Consider the following 16,909-nt stretch of genomic DNA (forward strand, 5'->3'; position numbering starts at 1 on the left):
TCAGCCCAGACTCGACTCGTGCCGCAACTTGTCGCCGGCCGGGTTGACCGCTTCACGCAGGAAGCCGAAACCGGTGCGTCGATCAAGACGGAACAGCGTGTTGGTGACGTAGACGTCTTCACGCACACCGACCACCTCCACCACTTCGCTGACGCAGCGGCGGCCATCGGGCATGCGGGTCAACTGGATGATCACGTCGAGCGCTGCGCAGATCATCTGGCGCAGGGTGCGTTCGGCCACGGTACGCCCGGTCAGGCCGACCAGGGTTTCCAGACGCAGCAACGCATCCTGGGCATTGTTGGCGTGCACCGTGCTCATCGAGCCGTCGTGGCCGGTGTTCATTGCGGTGAGCACGTCGAGCACTTCGACACCACGGATCTCGCCGAGAATGATCCGGTCCGGGCGCATCCGCAGGGCGTTGCGGATCAGGTCGCTGGCCTTGACCTCGCCATGACCCTCGGCGTTCGGCGGCCGGGTTTCCAGACGCACCACGTGCGGGTGGCCGAGCTGCAATTCGGCGACGTCTTCGATGGTCACCAGCCGTTCGTGGGGGTTGATCAATTGGCTGAGGATGTTCAGCAATGTGGTCTTGCCGGTGCCGGTGCCGCCGCTGATCAGGATGTTGCAGCGCTTGCCCACGGCGTCCTGGAAACAATCGAAAATCGCCAGATCGATGGTCTGCATGGCGATCAGGTCGCTGCTCTTGAGCATGTCCTTGCGGAATTTGCGAATCGACAGACACGGGCCATCGAGGGCAATGGGAGGAATGATCGCGTTGACCCGGCTGCCGTCGGGCAGGCGCGCATCGACCATCGGCGAAGACTCGTCCAGCCGTCGCCCGAGCGGCGCCAGAATGCGCTGCATGACCCGTTCGACGTGATGCGCATCGATAAAGCGCAGATCACTTTGATGCAGTACCCCGTCGCGCTCGACGAATACCCGGTGCGGGCCGTTGACCAGGATTTCGGTCACGGCGGGATCACGCAGCAACACTTCCAGCGGACCGAATCCGGTCAGCTCATCGACGATTTCTTCCGCCAGCCGCTCCATCTCGTAACGTGAAATCGCCAGGTGCAAACGGGCAATGTATTCGGCGACCTTGTCGGTGACGAATTGCGCCAGCAACTGCCGCGAACCTTCCAGCAGGTTTTTCCCGGACTCCTCGATGGCATCGATGATGTAGCGATGCAGGACCAGTTTCAGGCCTTCGTGATCACCGTTGCCCGACTGGCCTCGAGCGGGGGCGCCGAAGAGTTTTTCCGGACTCATGAGGTGCCTCGCAACCGGTCGAACCAGGTGGACTTGGGTTTGGTCAGGCCTTCTGAACGATTGACCATGTTTTCGGAGCGTTTGGCCAGGCGTTCGCCAAGCGCCCGCAGGCTCTGGGTGAGTTTTTCCCGGGGGGCCAGTTCAAACAGGCTGACGCCCTGGTTCTTGGCGTTCATGCGCAGCTCCGGACTCAAGGCCAGCACCGCGATCACTTCCAGATTGAAGGTCTTGCCCAGGGTGTCCGCATCCGGCGCGACGTTACTCAAATAACGGTCGACCAACAGCCGTCCGTGATCGAGCTTCATGCCTTTTTCCCGCCACAGATTGAACACCGCCAGGTTGCGCCGGCAATCAAGCACATTCTGGTCGGTGTACCACAGCAACTTGTCGCAGTGGCTGACAAAGGTACGCAAGGCTTCGCTGTCGGGCTGGCCGGTGAGGTTCACGACGATGTGCTGGAAGTGCTGGCGCAAGGCGCTGAGCAACATGTACAGCTCGGCGGCGCTGGTGCTTTCCAGTGGCTCGTCATTGTCGGCGTACGCCAGGATCCGCAGCCCCGCTTCAGCGCTGGTGAAGGCACTGTCGATCAGCGTGGCGTCGAGCCTTCGCAGGTGGCGCAAGGCATCACCGAAGTGGAACGAGCTCTCCAGTCCCAGCAGTGCAAGGCTGTCGCCACGGGGCAGGCCGAGATCCAGCAACAGCGTCTGCTGTCCGCTTTTTTGCACCACCAGCGCCATATGGTTGGCCAGTAACGCGCCGTCGGAACTGCTCTGCACGCCGTACAAAACGGTCAGACCACCCAACTGGGCATTGTTGGCCACCGGTGGCAGGCGCTTGCTCAAGCGTCGTACCAACCCGGCCACTTCGCTGGAGCGCGAACCATAGGCGACAAAGTCTCGCGCTCCGGCGCGCATGGCGTTGAGCACCAGCTGGTTGTCCATGCCGTCGCCGAGGGCAACGATTGCCAGCATCGGTTTGGCCTCCAGCGCGCCTTCGATCAGCGCGCTTTGGGCCACCACGTGTTCGCGATCGAGACCGACAAACACCAGGCTGGCGAAGGTGACATCCACCAATGCGAGCAATTCATCGAGGCTGCCGGCACCGGCGCTGACCACTTGGCCCAAGGGCGCTAGGGCGCTTTGCAGCCACTCCAGATCGGTGCTGTTGCGGGTGATGGCGAGAAAGGTCTGACTCAGGTTCTGGCTCATTGGGACAACCCGCTGCGCTTGTCGAAGTTGCCGTTTTCCAGGAAGAACATGCGGTAGAAATTCGGGTCGTAGTTGCGCAGTTTTTCGCCCGGCAACGACGGCAGTTGCGCGTCTGCCGACAACGGTCGCACCAGATGTGGGGTGACGATCATCAGCAGTTCACGCTCTTCGCGCTTGATCTGCGAGCTTTTGAAAAATGCTCCGAGCACCGGGATATCGCCCAGCCCCGGAAACTTGTCGACCTGGGAACTGTTGGTGGTGCTGATCAGGCCGCTGATGACAAAACTCTCGCCATCGGCCAGGGAAATACTGGTGTCGGTGCGGCGGATGGTCAGGGCCGGCACCGTGGTGCCGGCGATCTGCACGGAATTGCTGAAGTCCAACTCACTGACTTCCGGCGCGACTTTCAGGGCGATGCGGTCGTGGCTGATGATCGTGGGCGTCAGCGTCAGGCGGATGCCGAATTCCTTGTATTCGATGGACACGCTGTCGCTGCCGGAACTGGGCACCGGAATCGGAATCTGCCCACCCGCGAGAAAGCTCGCGCTCTGCCCGTTCAGTGCTACCAGGCTTGGCCGCGCCAGGGTGTAGGCGAAACCGCTGCCCTCAAGGGCGTTGATGATCGCCATGGTATTGCCGCCGATCCACGAGAAGTTGAACAGCGAGTTGTCCACCGGCAGTCGCGGCTGCGGCACGCCATCGATGGGCGGCAATGTCCCGGGGGAGCCGAACAGGAAATTGCCGCGGGTACCGATCAACTTGGCCGAGGCCTGTTTGAGTTTGGTGCGGCTGACTTCGACAAAACGAATGTCGGTCTGCACTTGCGAGGGCAACAGCGCATCATCCGAAGGCAATGCACCGGTGCTGGTCAGGGCCGAGGTGGCGGCGCCCTTGACGAACACCATGCTCTGACGCGGCTCGCCGGAGCAGCCCGTCCAGACCATCAGGCTGGTGGCGCCCGGCGCCATGCCGGTAAGCAGGAACGAGGAACTGCCGTTGGCATGCACGTCGGCGATTTTCGGGTCGCCGATGGCCAGGCGCGTGATCGCCACCGGTGATTGCATGTCCTGTTGCCAACCTTCGTTGATTTCGATCACGGGCGGCAGGCGCCCGAGGGCCGAGCAGTTACTGCTGGCCGCATGAGCCGCGTTAATCGACAGTCCCATCAGCAGCAAGGCCCGGAGCACGGGATTGAAGGTCGGCCAGGAACAACTCTGCATGCACTTGGATCCTTGCTCAGTCATGGATTTTGTTGGTTGATCTGATTGCCGCGAATCACTTCCACCGCAGGCCGTATCGCACCCGCGTGGTCGCCGCTCGGCGGCGCTTTCGGCGCAGTCCCCAGCGCCAGCTGAGTGAACTGGAAGAGTTGGCTGTTGGCGGCAACCAGTTTGTCCGGTGCCTGGCTTTCGCCGGCCCAATACTTGGCCAGGCGCTGTTCTTCGCTGCTGCGCACGGCCAGGCGCAATGTCCCGACCTGGGTGGCGAGCATCATTCGACTCAGCAATTGTTCGGGCACCGCCAGCACCACGGTGCGCGCGGCGATCCGGCGCAGATCCTGTTTGATCTTGTCGTCGGTACTCAGCGCCGGGGAGGACGGTTGACCGTCATTGGTCAGGCCATACTGCTCGCCGACACCGAGCACGCGCATGGCCGGCACCACAATCTGCGCCGACTGCTGCGGGTTGCTGGCGTCCTGGCGCAGGAACAGCAGCACATCGACGTAATCCCCGGGAACCAGTTGCCCGGCCGCGCCGATGACTTCATCGACCGACACCGCCAGCGCGCGCTCATCGCGGTGGATCATGCGCGCCAGCGTTCCGCCGGCCTCGAAGCTTTCATCGTTGAGCCAGGTCCCGGCACTCAGGTGGCGCCACGGCGTACGGCCCACGACCTGTTCGATGGTGCCGAGGCTGCCGGCAGGCGCACTGCGCAGTTTTTCAACAGCCAGGTCGGCGGCGGTGAGGGGGGTGAACGGCGGGACGTCATGCACCAGGACCACCACTGGCTGGCGGGTCTGGTCTTCGGCGGCAGCGACGGTTTTTTCGACGGTGACCACCGCCGGCACGGGTGCCTCGGCAACCGGAGCAGGTTGCCGGCTGAGCACCAGGCCCCAATACCCGACAACAATGGCCCCCAGTAAAAGCACGGCGGCAAGGCCCATGGTGACACGACTGTTCATGACGGCTCTCCCTATCCTGCTGCACTACCAGCCCGCACTTCCTACCAAGGGAACATCGCAATCAGGCAGCTATGAACATCCAACTATTTCGCTATTTCCAAGCTAGCTGAAACAAGCCAAAACGCCATTACTGGCGGGCAAATAACCTACGAAAGTATGGGTGTTGGCCAAATAGCAGTCGAAATACCGGAAATGACGAAGCGACTAATCCTTTGTGATTAGTTCGTTCTTACAGTTGTTGGGAGGGAGTTTGTTGACAATGCTCAAATGGCACGGTGGAACCTTGCCGCTGTCGCGTGACATCAGCGCCAAAGGCGCGAAGGAGTAGACGTATGTTTCGTATGAGTCTCGACTATCTGGCGGCCAGGGTGCGGCTGTTCCTCAAGAGCGATGAAGGAGCATCGGCTATCGAGTACGCGATTGTGGTAGCCATGGTGGCGGTGGTGGTCGTGGTGTTCGTCTCCCCGATGGGCACCAAGGTCTACAACATCTTCAGCACGATAATGACCTCGCTGAATGGTACGGTTCCGACCAAACCCACCATCCCCTGACCGAGTCCTTCTCTCCATCCATGCCTGCCGGCTGCCGAGAAAAAAGCGCGCAGGCATTGCCCGCCCATTGTCTTTCCGGTGCCCGGCAGCCCCTGGCATGTAAGGAGAACTCTCATGCTCTTTGAATACTTGATGATGCGTGCCCGGTTGCTTCTGACGAGTACCGAAGCCGCGTCGGCTATCGAATACGCGATTGTGGTGGCAATGGTCGCGGTGGTGGTCGTGGTGTTCGTGACGCCGGTTGGTGGCAAGGTGTTCGCGATCTTCAACAACATCCTCGTGGCCCTGGGCGGTTCGTCACAGACTGCGCCGACGCAGTTGCCCTGACTCGATGGTTGGTAAATCTCACACTACACTCGGACCCACCTTCAGTTTCTCAGGGATTGCCCAATGACTGCTTCCTCACTGCCCCGCCAACAGTTGCTTCTGGTTGACGACGAAGAGGACGCGTTGCTGGAGCTGGCGGAGTTGCTGGAGGGTGAGGGCTTCGTCTGTCATACCGCGACCTCGGTGAAACTCGCCCTGCATCACCTGACCCGCCATCCCGATATCGCCCTGGTAATCACCGATCTGCGCATGCCGGAGGAAAGCGGCATGTCGTTGATCAAGCGCTTGCGCGAACACACCTCGCGCCAGCATCTGCCGGTGATCGTGACATCGGGACATGCAGACATGGAGGATGTGAGCGACATGCTGCGGTTGCAGGTGCTGGACCTGTTCCGCAAGCCGATCTATCACGTGCGTTTGCTGGAAACCCTCGACAACCTGTTTCCAAAACCGAAGGTGAATGCCGGGTAGAGCGATTACCCGGCAGTCTGTCTCAGTGTGCGGTCACTCGCTGACGCAAACCGGAGTTACCCGGCGACAACGCCAACGCCAACTGCGTGCGGTTATGCATGTGGGTCAGGCGCAACACCTGCGAAACGTAAAGCTTCACGGTGTTCTCGGTAATGCCCAACTCGCACGCGATCTGATAATTGGTCTGGCCCTTGCCCACCAGGCGCGCCACATCCAGTTGCCGTGGCGACAGCTGATTGAAGATCGCCGGGATCTCCAGTGCATCGGCCTCGCTCGGCACCTCGTTACTGACGGGCGCAGGGCCGCGACGAACCTTGTCCAGATCCTGGTACAGATCATCGATGGACGACGACAGGTCCTGAAGCTTCTGATTCAAGTGCCCCAGTTGCAGGGTTTTCTGCCGTTCCTGCAGCACCACCTCCTGACGCTGCAGCCCCTCCAGCAACTCGTCCAGATTGACCGGTTTCTGGTAGTAGTCGGCAATCCCGGCGCGCAACGCCTTGATCACGTCCTGCTTGTCGGCGCGGCCGGTGAGCATGATCGCTTCGAACGCCCGGTGTTTGCCGGCCAGCCGTTGCAGTTCCTGCACCAGCTGAATGCCGTCCATGTCCGGCATGTGCAGGTCGCACAGCACCAGGCCGATCGCGGTGTCGTCAGTAAAACGCTCGATCGCCTCTTTGCTGGACTCGCACGGAACACAGCGGTAGCCGCTGCTCTCGAGAAATTCACAGAGTTCTTCGACGATCAGAGGCTGATCATCGACAACGAGGACTTTTACCGCAGATGTAAGCTTGTTCACGTGCCACTCCATGCCCGGGCCAAAACTGACCATTCCTGTACTGTCAGCCGTTGGCCGTATAACCAGTACCTTTGAAAGTAGACGCACTTTCCGACTATGTACATAAGACTAGTGGCGTTTAGCGACTAATGGATCCAGGGTAGTGCAAGTAAAAACCCGATCAGCACGAACGGCGCAAATGGCAGCTTTTTTGACATCGATGGCGCCATATATCGAAGACGATGCCTAAGCCCTTGACTCATATGCAGCCAGACTCTTGGCGCCAGCAGAATCCAGATCAGGCTCGCCGCGCCGGCACCGATAAAAATCCCGAGCAGCGACGTGCCGTCCGTCGCAAGGCCAAGAGCTGTCATTAATTTCACATCGCCGGCGCCCATTCGCCCCATGAAATACCCGGGCAACGTGAACGCCAGCGCCACCAGGCAAGCCCAACCGCCCTGCCCCGCTTCGGCGCCCATCCAGGTGGTGCCGAAATACACCAGATAAACCAGCGCCAGGGTACCGCCCCCCAGGGTCAGGGCATTGGCAATCCGTCGTTGCCGGGCATCCTGTGCCGCGCAGACCGCCAGCCAGATCAGTAGGACAAGACTTTGCATCCGGTAAAAACCGTCCGTTTTTGCTGAATGATTCTATGCTGATACTACGCAGTGACTGTCAGGGTAGACGCACGGATGAAAACCGGCTCTCGGAAGGCGCAAAAAGGTGCGGTGGCGATCGAGTTCGCCCTGGTATTCGTGATCTTTTTTGCGGTGTTTTACGGCCTCGTCAGCTACAGCCTGCCGTTTGTGTTGATGCAGACGTTCAATCAGGTCACGGCCGAAGCGATACGCCGCGCCGTAGCGGTCGATCCTACGATCCCCAACTATTCGACCGTGCTGGTCAGTACCGCCAATGCTGCGTTGACCCAGCAATTGTCGGTGCTGCCGTCGTCACTGAATGTGGTGGTCGGCACTGATACGTCAGCGGTCTATGACCCGACACTTGGCACCCTCACCGTCAGCGTCAATTACCCGGTCAGCAAACTGAATCAGGTCATCCCGTTTCTGGTGTTGCCGGGCGTCGGCACTGTGCCCAGCCTGCCCACCAACCTGACCGCCATCTCGAGCCTGAAATTTTGACCCCGGGTGACAACCTGCTCGGCCGCCTGATGAAGCGGGGCATGCTCGCCAACGATTTGCCGGACGTGCTCGGTTCGCCTTTGACGGGCCTGCATATCCACCTCGACAGCGAAGGCGGCGTGTTGCAAATGGCCGGCCCGCTGCGCCTGCTGCTGGCGCAACAGACGCCTCGTGACAAACCGTTGCCACTGCACGACTACCTGCTGCCTCACAGCACGCTGGCCATCGAGGGCCGGCCGCTGGACTGGCAAGGGCAACTGCTGGATCTGGATTTCCCAGGCCTGAGCGACCAGACCTTGCACCTTCGGGGCTGGGTCCAGCCGCTGGGCAGTGGCTGGCTGCTGCAACTGATGGACATTGCCGACCTGTTGCTCGAGCGCCAGCAATCACGTCAGCGCGAAGCGTGCCATCTGATCGCCGAGCAGATCAGCAAACAGTTGCGCAGCTGCAGCCTGGGACGATTGCCGATGCTTGTCAGCGAACAATTGCAAGTGATCGCCCAGCGCTGGCAGATCCCGTGCCTGGCACTCGCGCTGCTCGATGAACAGGAACAGGGCTGGCTGATCCACCAGCAATTCCACGCCCATGACGCACCGGCGCTGTGGCATGACGGCCAGCGTCTGGGCACGCCGCTCGATAGCCTCAATGGCACCGGCCCGCAGCGCCTGGGTGCGCATTACGGCCAGTATGAACACTCACGGGTCCAGGGCCTGTTCGGCAATGCCGAAGGTTTCGCCGTGCCTTACAGCGATGACCGAGGCGTGATGGCGTGGTTGCTCTGCGGCTTTTATGCGGTGGACAAGACCGCGCCGTATCTGACCGATCGCGACTGGCTGATGCTGGCCGGTGCACTGGCAGGGCCGCTGCTCGGGCGCCTGCGTGAACAGCAGCATCAGCTGCAACTGGAGCGATTGGAATCCTTGCAGACATTGCTCGGCACCGGCTGGTGGGAAATCGGCAATGGCGACCAGATTCATCTGGCTCCGACGCTGGCCGCCCTCCTGCAACAGGACAGGCTGACACTGACGCTGGAAAACTGGCTGATGCTGATCCATCCCGCTGACCGCGAAGAAGTCCGCAGCCGCCTGCAAGCCCTGCAACTGCACGGGGAAATCCTCGACCTGTGCGTGCGTTTGCATCATCCCGACGCCGGTCAGATGCCGGCGTGGTATCGCCTTCAGGGGCAAGTCACCGGCACCGGCGATCACCGCCGGCTGGTGGGTTTCATGCTCGACATCAGCGACATCAAGAACCAGCAGCAACTGGCCGCTGCAGCCCATGCGCGGCTGGACAACCTGATCGCCAGTTCGCCGGCGGTCATTTACGTCCAGCACTACGTCGAAGGGGCCTTGCTGCCAGCGTTCTTCAGCGCCAGTCTGCAACCGTTAATGGGCTGGAGCCTGGAAGACTGCGACGCCAGCGCGCTGGCAGAGCGGATTCATCCGGATGACCGGGCCCTGTATTTCGAACGGACCCGACAACTGCTGCGCGAAGGCTCGGTACGCGCCCGTTATCGGTTGCGCGACAGTCGCGGCGATTATCACTGGCTGCTCGACGAAGCCCGGCTGTTGCGCAATGACCTCGGCCTGCCGGTGGAGGCCGTCGGTTTGTGGCTGGACGTCACCGAAGCGACGCTGGCCGCCGAACAGGTCAGACAGAGTGAAGAACGCTACCGGATTCTGGTGGAAGACTCGCCGGCGATGATCTGCCGCTATCGCCCGGACCTGATCCTGACGTTCGGCAACCGGCCGCTGGCGACGTACTTGGAATGCGCCCCGGAAGCTCTGGCGGGCGTCGATCTGGGCAGCTGGATGTCCGACGTTCAGCGCGCCGCCTTCGTTGAGCGCCTGGCGTTGCTGACCCCGCAATCACCCGTCAGCACCGCGGAAATCAACCTGCAATTGCCGGGGCGCGAACATGCGTGGTGGGTGTGGTCGGATCGCGGGGTGTTCGATGAGCACGGAAAACTGATCGAAGTGCAGGCGGTGGGCCGCGACAACACCGAAGTACGCCGCTCCCAGCAACAACTCACGCAAAGCGCGAAAATGGCCACCCTCGGCGAAATGGCCACAGGTCTCGCCCACGAAATCAATCAGCCGCTGAACGTCATGCGCATGGCCATCGTCAACGTGCAGAAGCGCCTGAGCAACGGCGATGTGCAGATCGATTACCTGACCGACAAACTCAATCGCATCGACGCGCAGGTCCAGCGCGCCGCGAAGGTTGTGGACCACATGCGGGTGTTCGGCCGCCGTTCCGAGATCGAGCAACAATTGTTCAACCCGGCCAGCGCCATCGAAGGCACGCTGTCGCTGCTGGCCGAAGGCATGCGTGGCAAAGGCGTGGATTTGCGCATCAGTGAAACCGCGTTTGAGGTTCAGGTACGCGGTTATGTCGATCAGCTTGAGCAGGTATTGATCAACCTGATGGTCAACGCTCGGGATGCGCTGTTGGGCAAGCGTGAGTCCGACTCAGGGTTCAAACCCTGGATCTCGATCTATGCCGAACGTGACGAGTCGAAGATACGACTGTGGGTCGAGGACAACGGCGGCGGTATCGACCCGCGACTGCTGGAGCGGATTTTCGAACCGTTCTTCACCACCAAACCGGTGGGTGTCGGCACCGGTCTGGGGTTGTCGGTGAGTTACGGGATCATCGACAACATGGGCGGCCACCTCAGTGTGCGCAACTCGGTGGACGGCGCACGGTTCTGCATCGAACTGCCGATCGCCCCCGACGACTAGATCACCAGATACGCCTTGCCGGTCTGGCCGCAGGTCATGTTGGCGCCGACGTCGACATCCATCAGATTGATCCCCAGCCCGCTGAGCAAATTGTTGAGCAGCGGGTCGAGCAGCGGACTCACGAGGTTGGTAATGAGCGGCTGCAGGATCGCCGTGACGCTGCTGATGAGACCCGCCACGCCAGCGACAACGGCGCCAAGGGGATTGCTGCCGAACGGTTGGTAGACGATCAGATTGATCCCGGCGAGGGTGCTCGCCAGGCTGTTGACGATGTTGCTGGAGGGCGCAGCGGAAATCACGCTCGGCGGCAGTTTCAGGTTTGGCGGCGTGGGGAACGGCGTGCCGCTGGAAAACACCAGATCCTGAGTATTCTGCACCACGCTGGTGTTGACCATGATCGCAATGCCGCCGGCGGCGTATTGAACGTGGGTGCTTGGATCGCAGCCACCAATGCCCAAAATCGTATGGCAGGTCACAATACCCAGGTCCACCAGGGGCAATGGGGTGACCGTGGGTTCGGCAGAGGATGAAAACGCGTTGGTCGGGTCGATCTTGCCCAGTTTGAGGTCGGCAACCGACGTGATGGTGTGGGCCGTCAGGCTTTTGGTGCCGCTATTGTCGGTCGGGCAACTGTAGTCGGTGACGTAGCTGATGGCGCCGCCGGCATCCAGGCTGATGTCGATTTCCGGTGATGGCAACAACAACGGGTCCATTCGCTCGCAACTGAGACAGACGAGTGAGTTCACCAACGAGACCAGATTCAGGGTCAACAACTGATTGATGGTCGTGGACAGCGTGCCGACCAGCCCCAATACCGCGTTGCTCAGCCCGGCCACTCCGGATAACACCGGCAGATTCACTGAAAGCAACGTGCGGATCTGCGCCGTGCGCACATAAATGCGGTTCGGCCCGGTGGGATTGGCCTTGGCCAGCGCCGGATCACCAATCGCAGAGAACTGCGGCGGCTCGATGACCTTGACCCGCACCGTGACATTCGCCAGCCCCAGCACGCTGATCGGCAAGGTCGCGGCCACCGCACTTTTGCTGTTGGCCAACTGGATCACACCCTGGACCAGTTGCAGCAGTTGCAGATTGGCGTCGAGTCCGGCCGCCGTGGTGCCGGTCTGCAGTTGCAGGATGTCACCGAGCTTTACCGGCGCGGCATTGGTCGCCGCCACTTGCAGCTGGCCCAACGCAGTGATCACGTCGGCTGTCGCGCCATTGAGTTGCACCACCGAGACAGCGGCCTGAATCAGTTGCGTCACCGTGGCCTGGGTATTGAGCAACTGGGTGTAGTTGCCAGCGGCCACGTTGAGGTTGATCGCCAGTTGATTCAGGTAGCTGAGCAGGTTGATGTCGGTGTTGAGCAAGCCGTTCCAGCCCAAGGCCGTCAGGTTGACGTTGCCACCGAGCAACCCGGAAAACAGCGGGTTGAGGATGTTCGACTGGGCGGTGTTGATGCTGGCCAGGTTACTGCGGATATTCAGTTGGGCGACGGTCGGCTTTGGCAGGGCGGCCACCGCCGAGGCGTAGAGCACAGTGTTGAGACTGACCGGCGTGCTACTGAACAGCGCCTGCACGCCCCCGGCAAAACTGGTGGTCACGGTGTGGTTGACCGCGACCTTGACCGCCGCCGATTGCGTGGCATCCACTGTAAACGTACGCAGGCCGCTGGCGGCGGTCACCAGGGTGCCGCAATCGACCACGATGACGTTGTTGGCATCGGCGGTAAAACCGTTGCGGGTCGCACTTTGCCCGGCGTAGCTGGCGGCGGTGAGTCCCGGCAGGCAATTGCCGCCACGGCTGACGGCTTCCAGGGCGGCGGTATCCACCAGTCGCTGCAGTTTGCGCTGCTCCATGTACAACCGGCCGGTATCCACCACCAGCAGCATCAGTATCAGCGCCAGGCTGAGGGTAGCAGCCGCCATCAAGCCGATGGCCCCCCGCTGCCGGGCCGGGCCGCCACACTGTGAATGACGCGACATGGCGCACTCCTTTGCCGGCGCACAGCCGGGCGCAACCTCCATGGGTGGGTGTCAGTGTAGACGTGGCACAACGAGACTGCTGGCAACGCGCCATGCAAAAAAAACGGGAGCCCATGGCTCCCGTTTTTTGCACTGGCTTAGCGCGGTGGATAGTTCGACAGGATTCGCGTCACCGTCTCGCGAATGGCGTTGCTGCGATCCGCCGGGTTCGGCGTGCGACTGAGCATCTGTTCATCGCTGCCGCGCCACACCAGTTTGCCGTCCTTGCCGTCGAGCAGATCAACCTGAATGGTCGCCACCTTGTAGGTGATGTTGCGGGTTTCGTTGTACATCGGTGCGCCCCAGTAACCGTTCCACGGGCCACCCCAACCGCCGCCGTAGTTGGTGGTCACCTGCTGCTGGCGATCCTCGACGATCAGGTAGGTCTGCACATTCAAGTCACCTTTGCTGCCCGCAGCGGCCGGACGCAGGCCGCGCTGGTCGAGTTGATCGGCGACAGACTGGCGGATGCGCTGTTCGGTCAGGTCGCTCTTGATCCGTGGGTCGTCGGGACGGTATTGCAGGGCGGGTTCTTTCCAGCTCCAGCTGCGGTAGGCGGCAAAGTCGCGGCTGGCGTCGAAGTCATGATTGACCTGGTTCGCGGCGCACGCACTGAGCAGCGCGGCCACGGCCAGTAAAGCGAGACGGCGGAACATGGTTTTTCTCCGGTGGAAGACATGAACCTGGGGAGCTTCTCATTGGCAGGAAGCTAACTGGGAGGATACGCCGACATTGCCTTTTCGACAGCCTCCCGGATCGCATCGGCCCGGTCACTCTGGTTGCCCTGGGTGCCGGTTTCGGCGCTGGCACTCCACACCGGCTGACCGCTGCCGGCATCGAACAGATCGACTCGAACCACCACGACCTGCTCCTGATAGGTGCGTACGATCGGCACTGTGTTGTACATCCCGTAGCCTCGGCCGTAACGGTCATAACCACCGTATCCGCCGTACCCGTAATCGTCCTGGACCTGGCGCAAGCGGGTTTCCAGACTCAGGTTGGCACTGACAAACAGGTCGGCCGGGCGATTGTCATGCAACGGGCGCAAGCCACGTTGGTCCAGCGCATTGCTCACCGCCTCGGCCACTTGCGCCGAGTCCGCCCAAGCGCTGCCTGGAGGCAAGCGCCCATTGAGCCACGCCCAACTGCGATAGCGCCCGTAATCCCTTGGCGGTGCCGGGTAGGCGCTGCGATCGAAGGTGGTCGCGGCTTGCGGTGGTGCCGGCGGCAATGGCCGCGACTGCGCCACATAGGGATTGCTGCCCTGACACGCGGCCAACCCCAGACAGATCAGCAGTAACCCTGAATGACCTTTCATTTCACGCTCCGATCAGATCGGCCGGCAGATCCAGTGCAAGTAACGCCCAAGCCCGGCGAAGCTTGGGTGACGACGGTGGGCGAGCTCCATCTCGAGCAAATCGATCAACTCGGCACGGGCCTGGAATTCCACCGGCATGTAATCGTGGAAAACCCGCACCCCGCTCTGAGTTTCGACCTGCCACAACCCCTCGAGTTGCGCGGCCAGCTCCCGTGGATCGAGCGGCTGCTGCGGGGTCAGGCTCTGCTTCTCGCCGGCCATGTCGTTCTTGCGCATTTTCTTGAAATGGCCTTTGAGCAGGTTGCGATAAACCAGCGCATCACGGTTGTAGAACGCCAGCGACAGCCAGCCGCCGGGCTTGGTCAGTTGATGCAGCACCGGCAGGATCGCGTGGGGTTCGGCCAGCCATTCGAGCACGGCGTGGCAGATCACCACGTCATAGGGTTCGGTGAGTTGACCGAGCAGCTCCTGCCACGGCGCCTGGATGAACGTTGCGGTCTGCCCGGCCTCGGCGAAACGCTGACGCGCGCCTTCGAGCATCGGCTCGGCCGGCTCGGTGAAGGTCACGTCGTGCCCACGCTCGGCCAGCCACAGCGACATGTGGCCAAGACCACCGCCGATGTCCAGCACCCGCAACGGGCGATCCGGCAGGGCTTCGGCAAGATCCGCCTGCAACACCGCGAGGCGGATCGCGCCTTTGGCACCGCCGTAGATTTTCTCGGCGAAACGGGTCGCCAACTGATCGAAATGACGGTCACTCATCAGCTGAACCGCCGTTCGCTGTCGGCGAGCTTGCTGCGCACCACTTCATTCATGTCCAGCCCCAGTTCGCTGCACAGCAGCAACAGATAGAGGACGATATCACCGACTTCCTGGCCGGCATGGGCCAGTTTGTCCGCGGGCAATTCGCGCGACTGGTCTTCGGTCAGCCACTGGAAGATTTCCACCAGCTCGGACATCTCCACGCTGGCAGCCATGGCCAGGTTTTTCGGGCTGTGAAATTGCCGCCAGTCATTGCGGTCGCGAATGGCGTGCAGGCGTTCGGTCAGTTCAACAAGGTTCATCGATTTCTCCTGAAGGCGTATAGCTTCGGGGGGATGCTGCGCGAAGGCAAGGGGCAGCCACCACCCGGCAAACCCTCTATGCTTGCAGGGAACTCGGCCGCCCCCGGCGCGGCCCAAGGCTCAGCTCTTTCATCAGGATGCAAACATGCAGGTAGAAAGCTTTTTCGAATGGCTGGGCCAGGCGCTCGGCTCGATCATCCGCTTCATCGTCGACGGCCTGAGCGGCCTGTTCAACATCTTGGGCAATGCCGGCGGCAACTTCGTCGACGGGCTGGCGAAGGCCCTGGGCATGGACACTTCGATCATCAGCATCATCGCGCTGATCGTCGGCCTGATGCTGCTGTGGTCAGCGATCCGCGCATTCATGAATGCGTCGATCATTGCGGGAATCATCTGGTTGCTGCTGGGGTTGTGGCTGCTGAGCTGGATCATTCACTGACCCCACCCGCTACAATGCCGCTCCCCAAGGAGCCCGCATGTCCAACCTGATCGCCGACTGGCGCGACCGCCCGACCCATCGCCGGGTCTGGGCCCTCGCCGCCCCCATGATCCTTTCCAACATTTCCGTGCCGCTGGTGGCGCTGGTCGACAGCACCGTCATCGGTCACCTGCCTCACGCCCATCAGTTGGGCGCGGTGGCAGTCGGGGCCAGCCTGTACACCTTTCTGGCCTGGGCCATGGGTTTCCTGCGCATGGGCACCACCGGGTTCGCCGCGCAGGCCGCCGGGCGCAGCGATGGTGCGGCGCTGCGGCAGATCCTGCTGCAAGGTCTGTTGCTGGCGATGGGGCTGGCGTTGCTGCTGGGTGCCGTGGGCGTGCCGCTGAGCGGCGTCGCCCTGCACTTCATGCAACCGTCGCCGGAGCTCAATCAGTTGACCCGCGACTTCTTCCACACCCGCCTGTTCGGGCTGCCGGCGGCACTGGCCAGTTATGCGCTGGTCGGCTGGTTCCTCGGCACCCAGAACGCCCGGGCGCCGCTGGCGATTCTGCTGACGACCAACCTGATCAACATCGTACTGAACCTGTGGTTCGTCATCGGTCTGGACTGGGGCGTGGTCGGTTCGGCCCGGGCTTCGGTGATCGCCGAATGGAGCGGTGCCCTGCTCGGTCTGGCGCTGACCCGCAAGGCTCTGCGCGCCTATCCGGGGCACATCGTCTGGGCCGCATTGAGGTTGTGGCAGAGCTGGCGACCGCTGCTGGGGGTCAACCGCGACATCTTCATCCGCAGCCTGGCGCTGCAGTCGGTGTTTTTCCTGATCACCGTGCAAGGCGCACGGCTGGGTGACGCTACGGTCGCGGCCAACGCGCTGCTGCTCAACGGCCTGCTGTTGACCGCCCATGCCCTGGACGGTCTGGCCCACGCGGTCGAAGCCTTGTGCGGGCATGCCATCGGCGCCCGCGATCGCCTCGCCCTGCGCCGTTCGCTGGTGGTGGCCGGCGGCTGGTCACTGCTCGCGAGCCTGGGCTTTGCCGCGCTGTTCCTGTTTGCCGGGCACCTGTTCATCGAGATGCAGACCGATATCCAGAGCGTGCGCGACACCGCGTTCATCTATCTGCCTTACCTTGCCGTCCTGCCGTTGATTGCGGTCTGGAGCTACTTGCTCGACGGTCTGTTCATCGGCGCCACCCGCGCCCGGGAAATGCGCAACGGCATGCTGCTGACGGTCGCTCTGCTGGTGCCGTTCGCCTGGGCGTTGAACGGGCTGGGCAATCACGGGCTGTGGATTTCATTCCTGCTGTTCATGGTGCTGCGCAGCCTGACCCTCGGCACATTGGCGTGGCGACTGCGGCGCAACGACGGCTGGTTTGTCGGCACCGTTCACTGAGGCGATGA

Annotated in this window: 18 protein-coding genes; 7 read left to right on the plus strand and 11 right to left on the minus strand. The window is 61.9% G+C overall.

Annotation, left to right across the window (positions count from 1 at the left end; genetic code table 11):
* From AC1RR7_RS11575 to cpaB, 4 genes are read right to left on the minus strand one after another with little or no spacing between them, the layout of a single operon-like run.
* Positions 1–1,269 (minus strand): TadA family conjugal transfer-associated ATPase, encoded by a 1,269-nt coding sequence (locus AC1RR7_RS11575; RefSeq protein ID WP_096819718.1) that lies wholly within the window; start codon positions 1,267–1,269, stop codon positions 1–3.
* Positions 1,266–2,477 (minus strand): CpaE/TadZ family protein, encoded by a 1,212-nt coding sequence (locus AC1RR7_RS11580; RefSeq protein ID WP_102620069.1) that lies wholly within the window; start codon positions 2,475–2,477, stop codon positions 1,266–1,268. The genes AC1RR7_RS11575 and AC1RR7_RS11580 overlap by 4 nt, the downstream gene beginning before the upstream one ends.
* Positions 2,474–3,697 carry a type II and III secretion system protein family protein gene (locus AC1RR7_RS11585; protein ID WP_493157477.1) on the minus strand — a complete coding sequence of 408 codons (1,224 nt, stop codon included), beginning with the start codon at positions 3,695–3,697 and terminating at the stop codon, positions 2,474–2,476. The genes AC1RR7_RS11580 and AC1RR7_RS11585 overlap by 4 nt, the downstream gene beginning before the upstream one ends.
* Positions 3,698–3,717: 20 nt before the next feature.
* Entirely contained in the window at positions 3,718–4,659 is a 942-nt protein-coding gene (gene cpaB / locus AC1RR7_RS11590; protein ID WP_102620070.1) for a Flp pilus assembly protein CpaB, read from the minus strand.
* 341 nt (positions 4,660–5,000) lie between these two features.
* Here cpaB and AC1RR7_RS11595 point away from each other — a divergent pair, with 341 nt between their 5' ends.
* From AC1RR7_RS11595 to AC1RR7_RS11605, 3 genes are all read left to right on the plus strand, one after another.
* Entirely contained in the window at positions 5,001–5,210 is a 210-nt protein-coding gene (locus AC1RR7_RS11595) for a Flp family type IVb pilin (protein WP_255261910.1), read from the plus strand.
* 114 nt (positions 5,211–5,324) lie between these two features.
* A complete protein-coding gene (locus AC1RR7_RS11600) occupies positions 5,325–5,537 on the plus strand; it encodes a Flp family type IVb pilin (protein ID WP_096819713.1) in 213 nt (70 codons plus the stop codon).
* Between the two features lie 63 nt (positions 5,538–5,600).
* Positions 5,601–6,008: a response regulator gene (locus AC1RR7_RS11605; RefSeq protein ID WP_102620071.1), complete on the plus strand. Its 408-nt coding sequence runs from the start codon at positions 5,601–5,603 to the stop codon at positions 6,006–6,008.
* 22 nt (positions 6,009–6,030) lie between these two features.
* Here the strand turns inward: AC1RR7_RS11605 and AC1RR7_RS11610 are convergent, their stop codons facing one another.
* Complete coding sequence (locus tag AC1RR7_RS11610; protein ID WP_102620221.1) at positions 6,031–6,807, minus strand: response regulator transcription factor; 777 nt, start codon at positions 6,805–6,807, stop codon at positions 6,031–6,033.
* Between the two features lie 125 nt (positions 6,808–6,932).
* Complete coding sequence (locus AC1RR7_RS11615) at positions 6,933–7,403, minus strand: prepilin peptidase (RefSeq protein WP_273539591.1); 471 nt, start codon at positions 7,401–7,403, stop codon at positions 6,933–6,935.
* Between the two features lie 75 nt (positions 7,404–7,478).
* Here AC1RR7_RS11615 and AC1RR7_RS11620 point away from each other — a divergent pair, with 75 nt between their 5' ends.
* Positions 7,479–7,925 carry a TadE/TadG family type IV pilus assembly protein gene (locus tag AC1RR7_RS11620; RefSeq protein WP_096819724.1) on the plus strand — a complete coding sequence of 149 codons (447 nt, stop codon included), beginning with the start codon at positions 7,479–7,481 and terminating at the stop codon, positions 7,923–7,925.
* Positions 7,922–10,669 carry a PAS domain-containing sensor histidine kinase gene (locus AC1RR7_RS11625; protein WP_102620072.1) on the plus strand — a complete coding sequence of 916 codons (2,748 nt, stop codon included), beginning with the start codon at positions 7,922–7,924 and terminating at the stop codon, positions 10,667–10,669. The genes AC1RR7_RS11620 and AC1RR7_RS11625 overlap by 4 nt, the downstream gene beginning before the upstream one ends.
* On the opposite strand, the gene AC1RR7_RS11630 is transcribed toward AC1RR7_RS11625, so the two are convergent.
* The 5 genes from AC1RR7_RS11630 to AC1RR7_RS11650 all read right to left on the minus strand — a co-directional run bounded on the left by AC1RR7_RS11630 (position 10,666) and on the right by AC1RR7_RS11650 (position 15,075).
* A complete protein-coding gene (locus AC1RR7_RS11630) occupies positions 10,666–12,654 on the minus strand; it encodes a pilus assembly protein TadG-related protein (protein WP_493157480.1) in 1,989 nt (662 codons plus the stop codon). The genes AC1RR7_RS11625 and AC1RR7_RS11630 overlap by 4 nt on opposite strands.
* 137 nt (positions 12,655–12,791) lie before the next feature.
* Positions 12,792–13,349, minus strand: a complete 558-nt coding sequence (locus AC1RR7_RS11635) for a DUF4136 domain-containing protein (RefSeq protein ID WP_096819727.1) — start codon at positions 13,347–13,349, stop codon at positions 12,792–12,794.
* A gap of 53 nt (positions 13,350–13,402) precedes the next feature.
* A complete protein-coding gene (locus AC1RR7_RS11640) occupies positions 13,403–14,011 on the minus strand; it encodes a DUF4136 domain-containing protein (RefSeq protein ID WP_102620074.1) in 609 nt (202 codons plus the stop codon).
* Positions 14,012–14,023: 12 nt separating this feature from the next.
* On the minus strand, positions 14,024–14,773 hold the full coding sequence (locus tag AC1RR7_RS11645) for a methyltransferase (RefSeq protein WP_096819729.1): 750 nt from the start codon (positions 14,771–14,773) through the stop codon (positions 14,024–14,026).
* Positions 14,773–15,075 (minus strand): MazG-like family protein, encoded by a 303-nt coding sequence (locus tag AC1RR7_RS11650; protein WP_011332275.1) that lies wholly within the window; start codon positions 15,073–15,075, stop codon positions 14,773–14,775. The genes AC1RR7_RS11645 and AC1RR7_RS11650 overlap by 1 nt, the downstream gene beginning before the upstream one ends.
* A gap of 145 nt (positions 15,076–15,220) precedes the next feature.
* Here AC1RR7_RS11650 and AC1RR7_RS11655 point away from each other — a divergent pair, with 145 nt between their 5' ends.
* Positions 15,221–15,514, plus strand: coding sequence for a hypothetical protein (locus AC1RR7_RS11655; protein WP_085732747.1), 294 nt, complete (start codon positions 15,221–15,223; stop codon positions 15,512–15,514).
* A 37-nt stretch (positions 15,515–15,551) separates the two neighbouring features.
* Positions 15,552–16,901 (plus strand): MATE family efflux transporter, encoded by a 1,350-nt coding sequence (locus AC1RR7_RS11660; protein ID WP_102620076.1) that lies wholly within the window; start codon positions 15,552–15,554, stop codon positions 16,899–16,901.
* Positions 16,902–16,909 lie beyond the last annotated feature (8 nt).

This window comes from Pseudomonas sp. GW821-FHT11G12 (genome assembly GCF_058808055.1).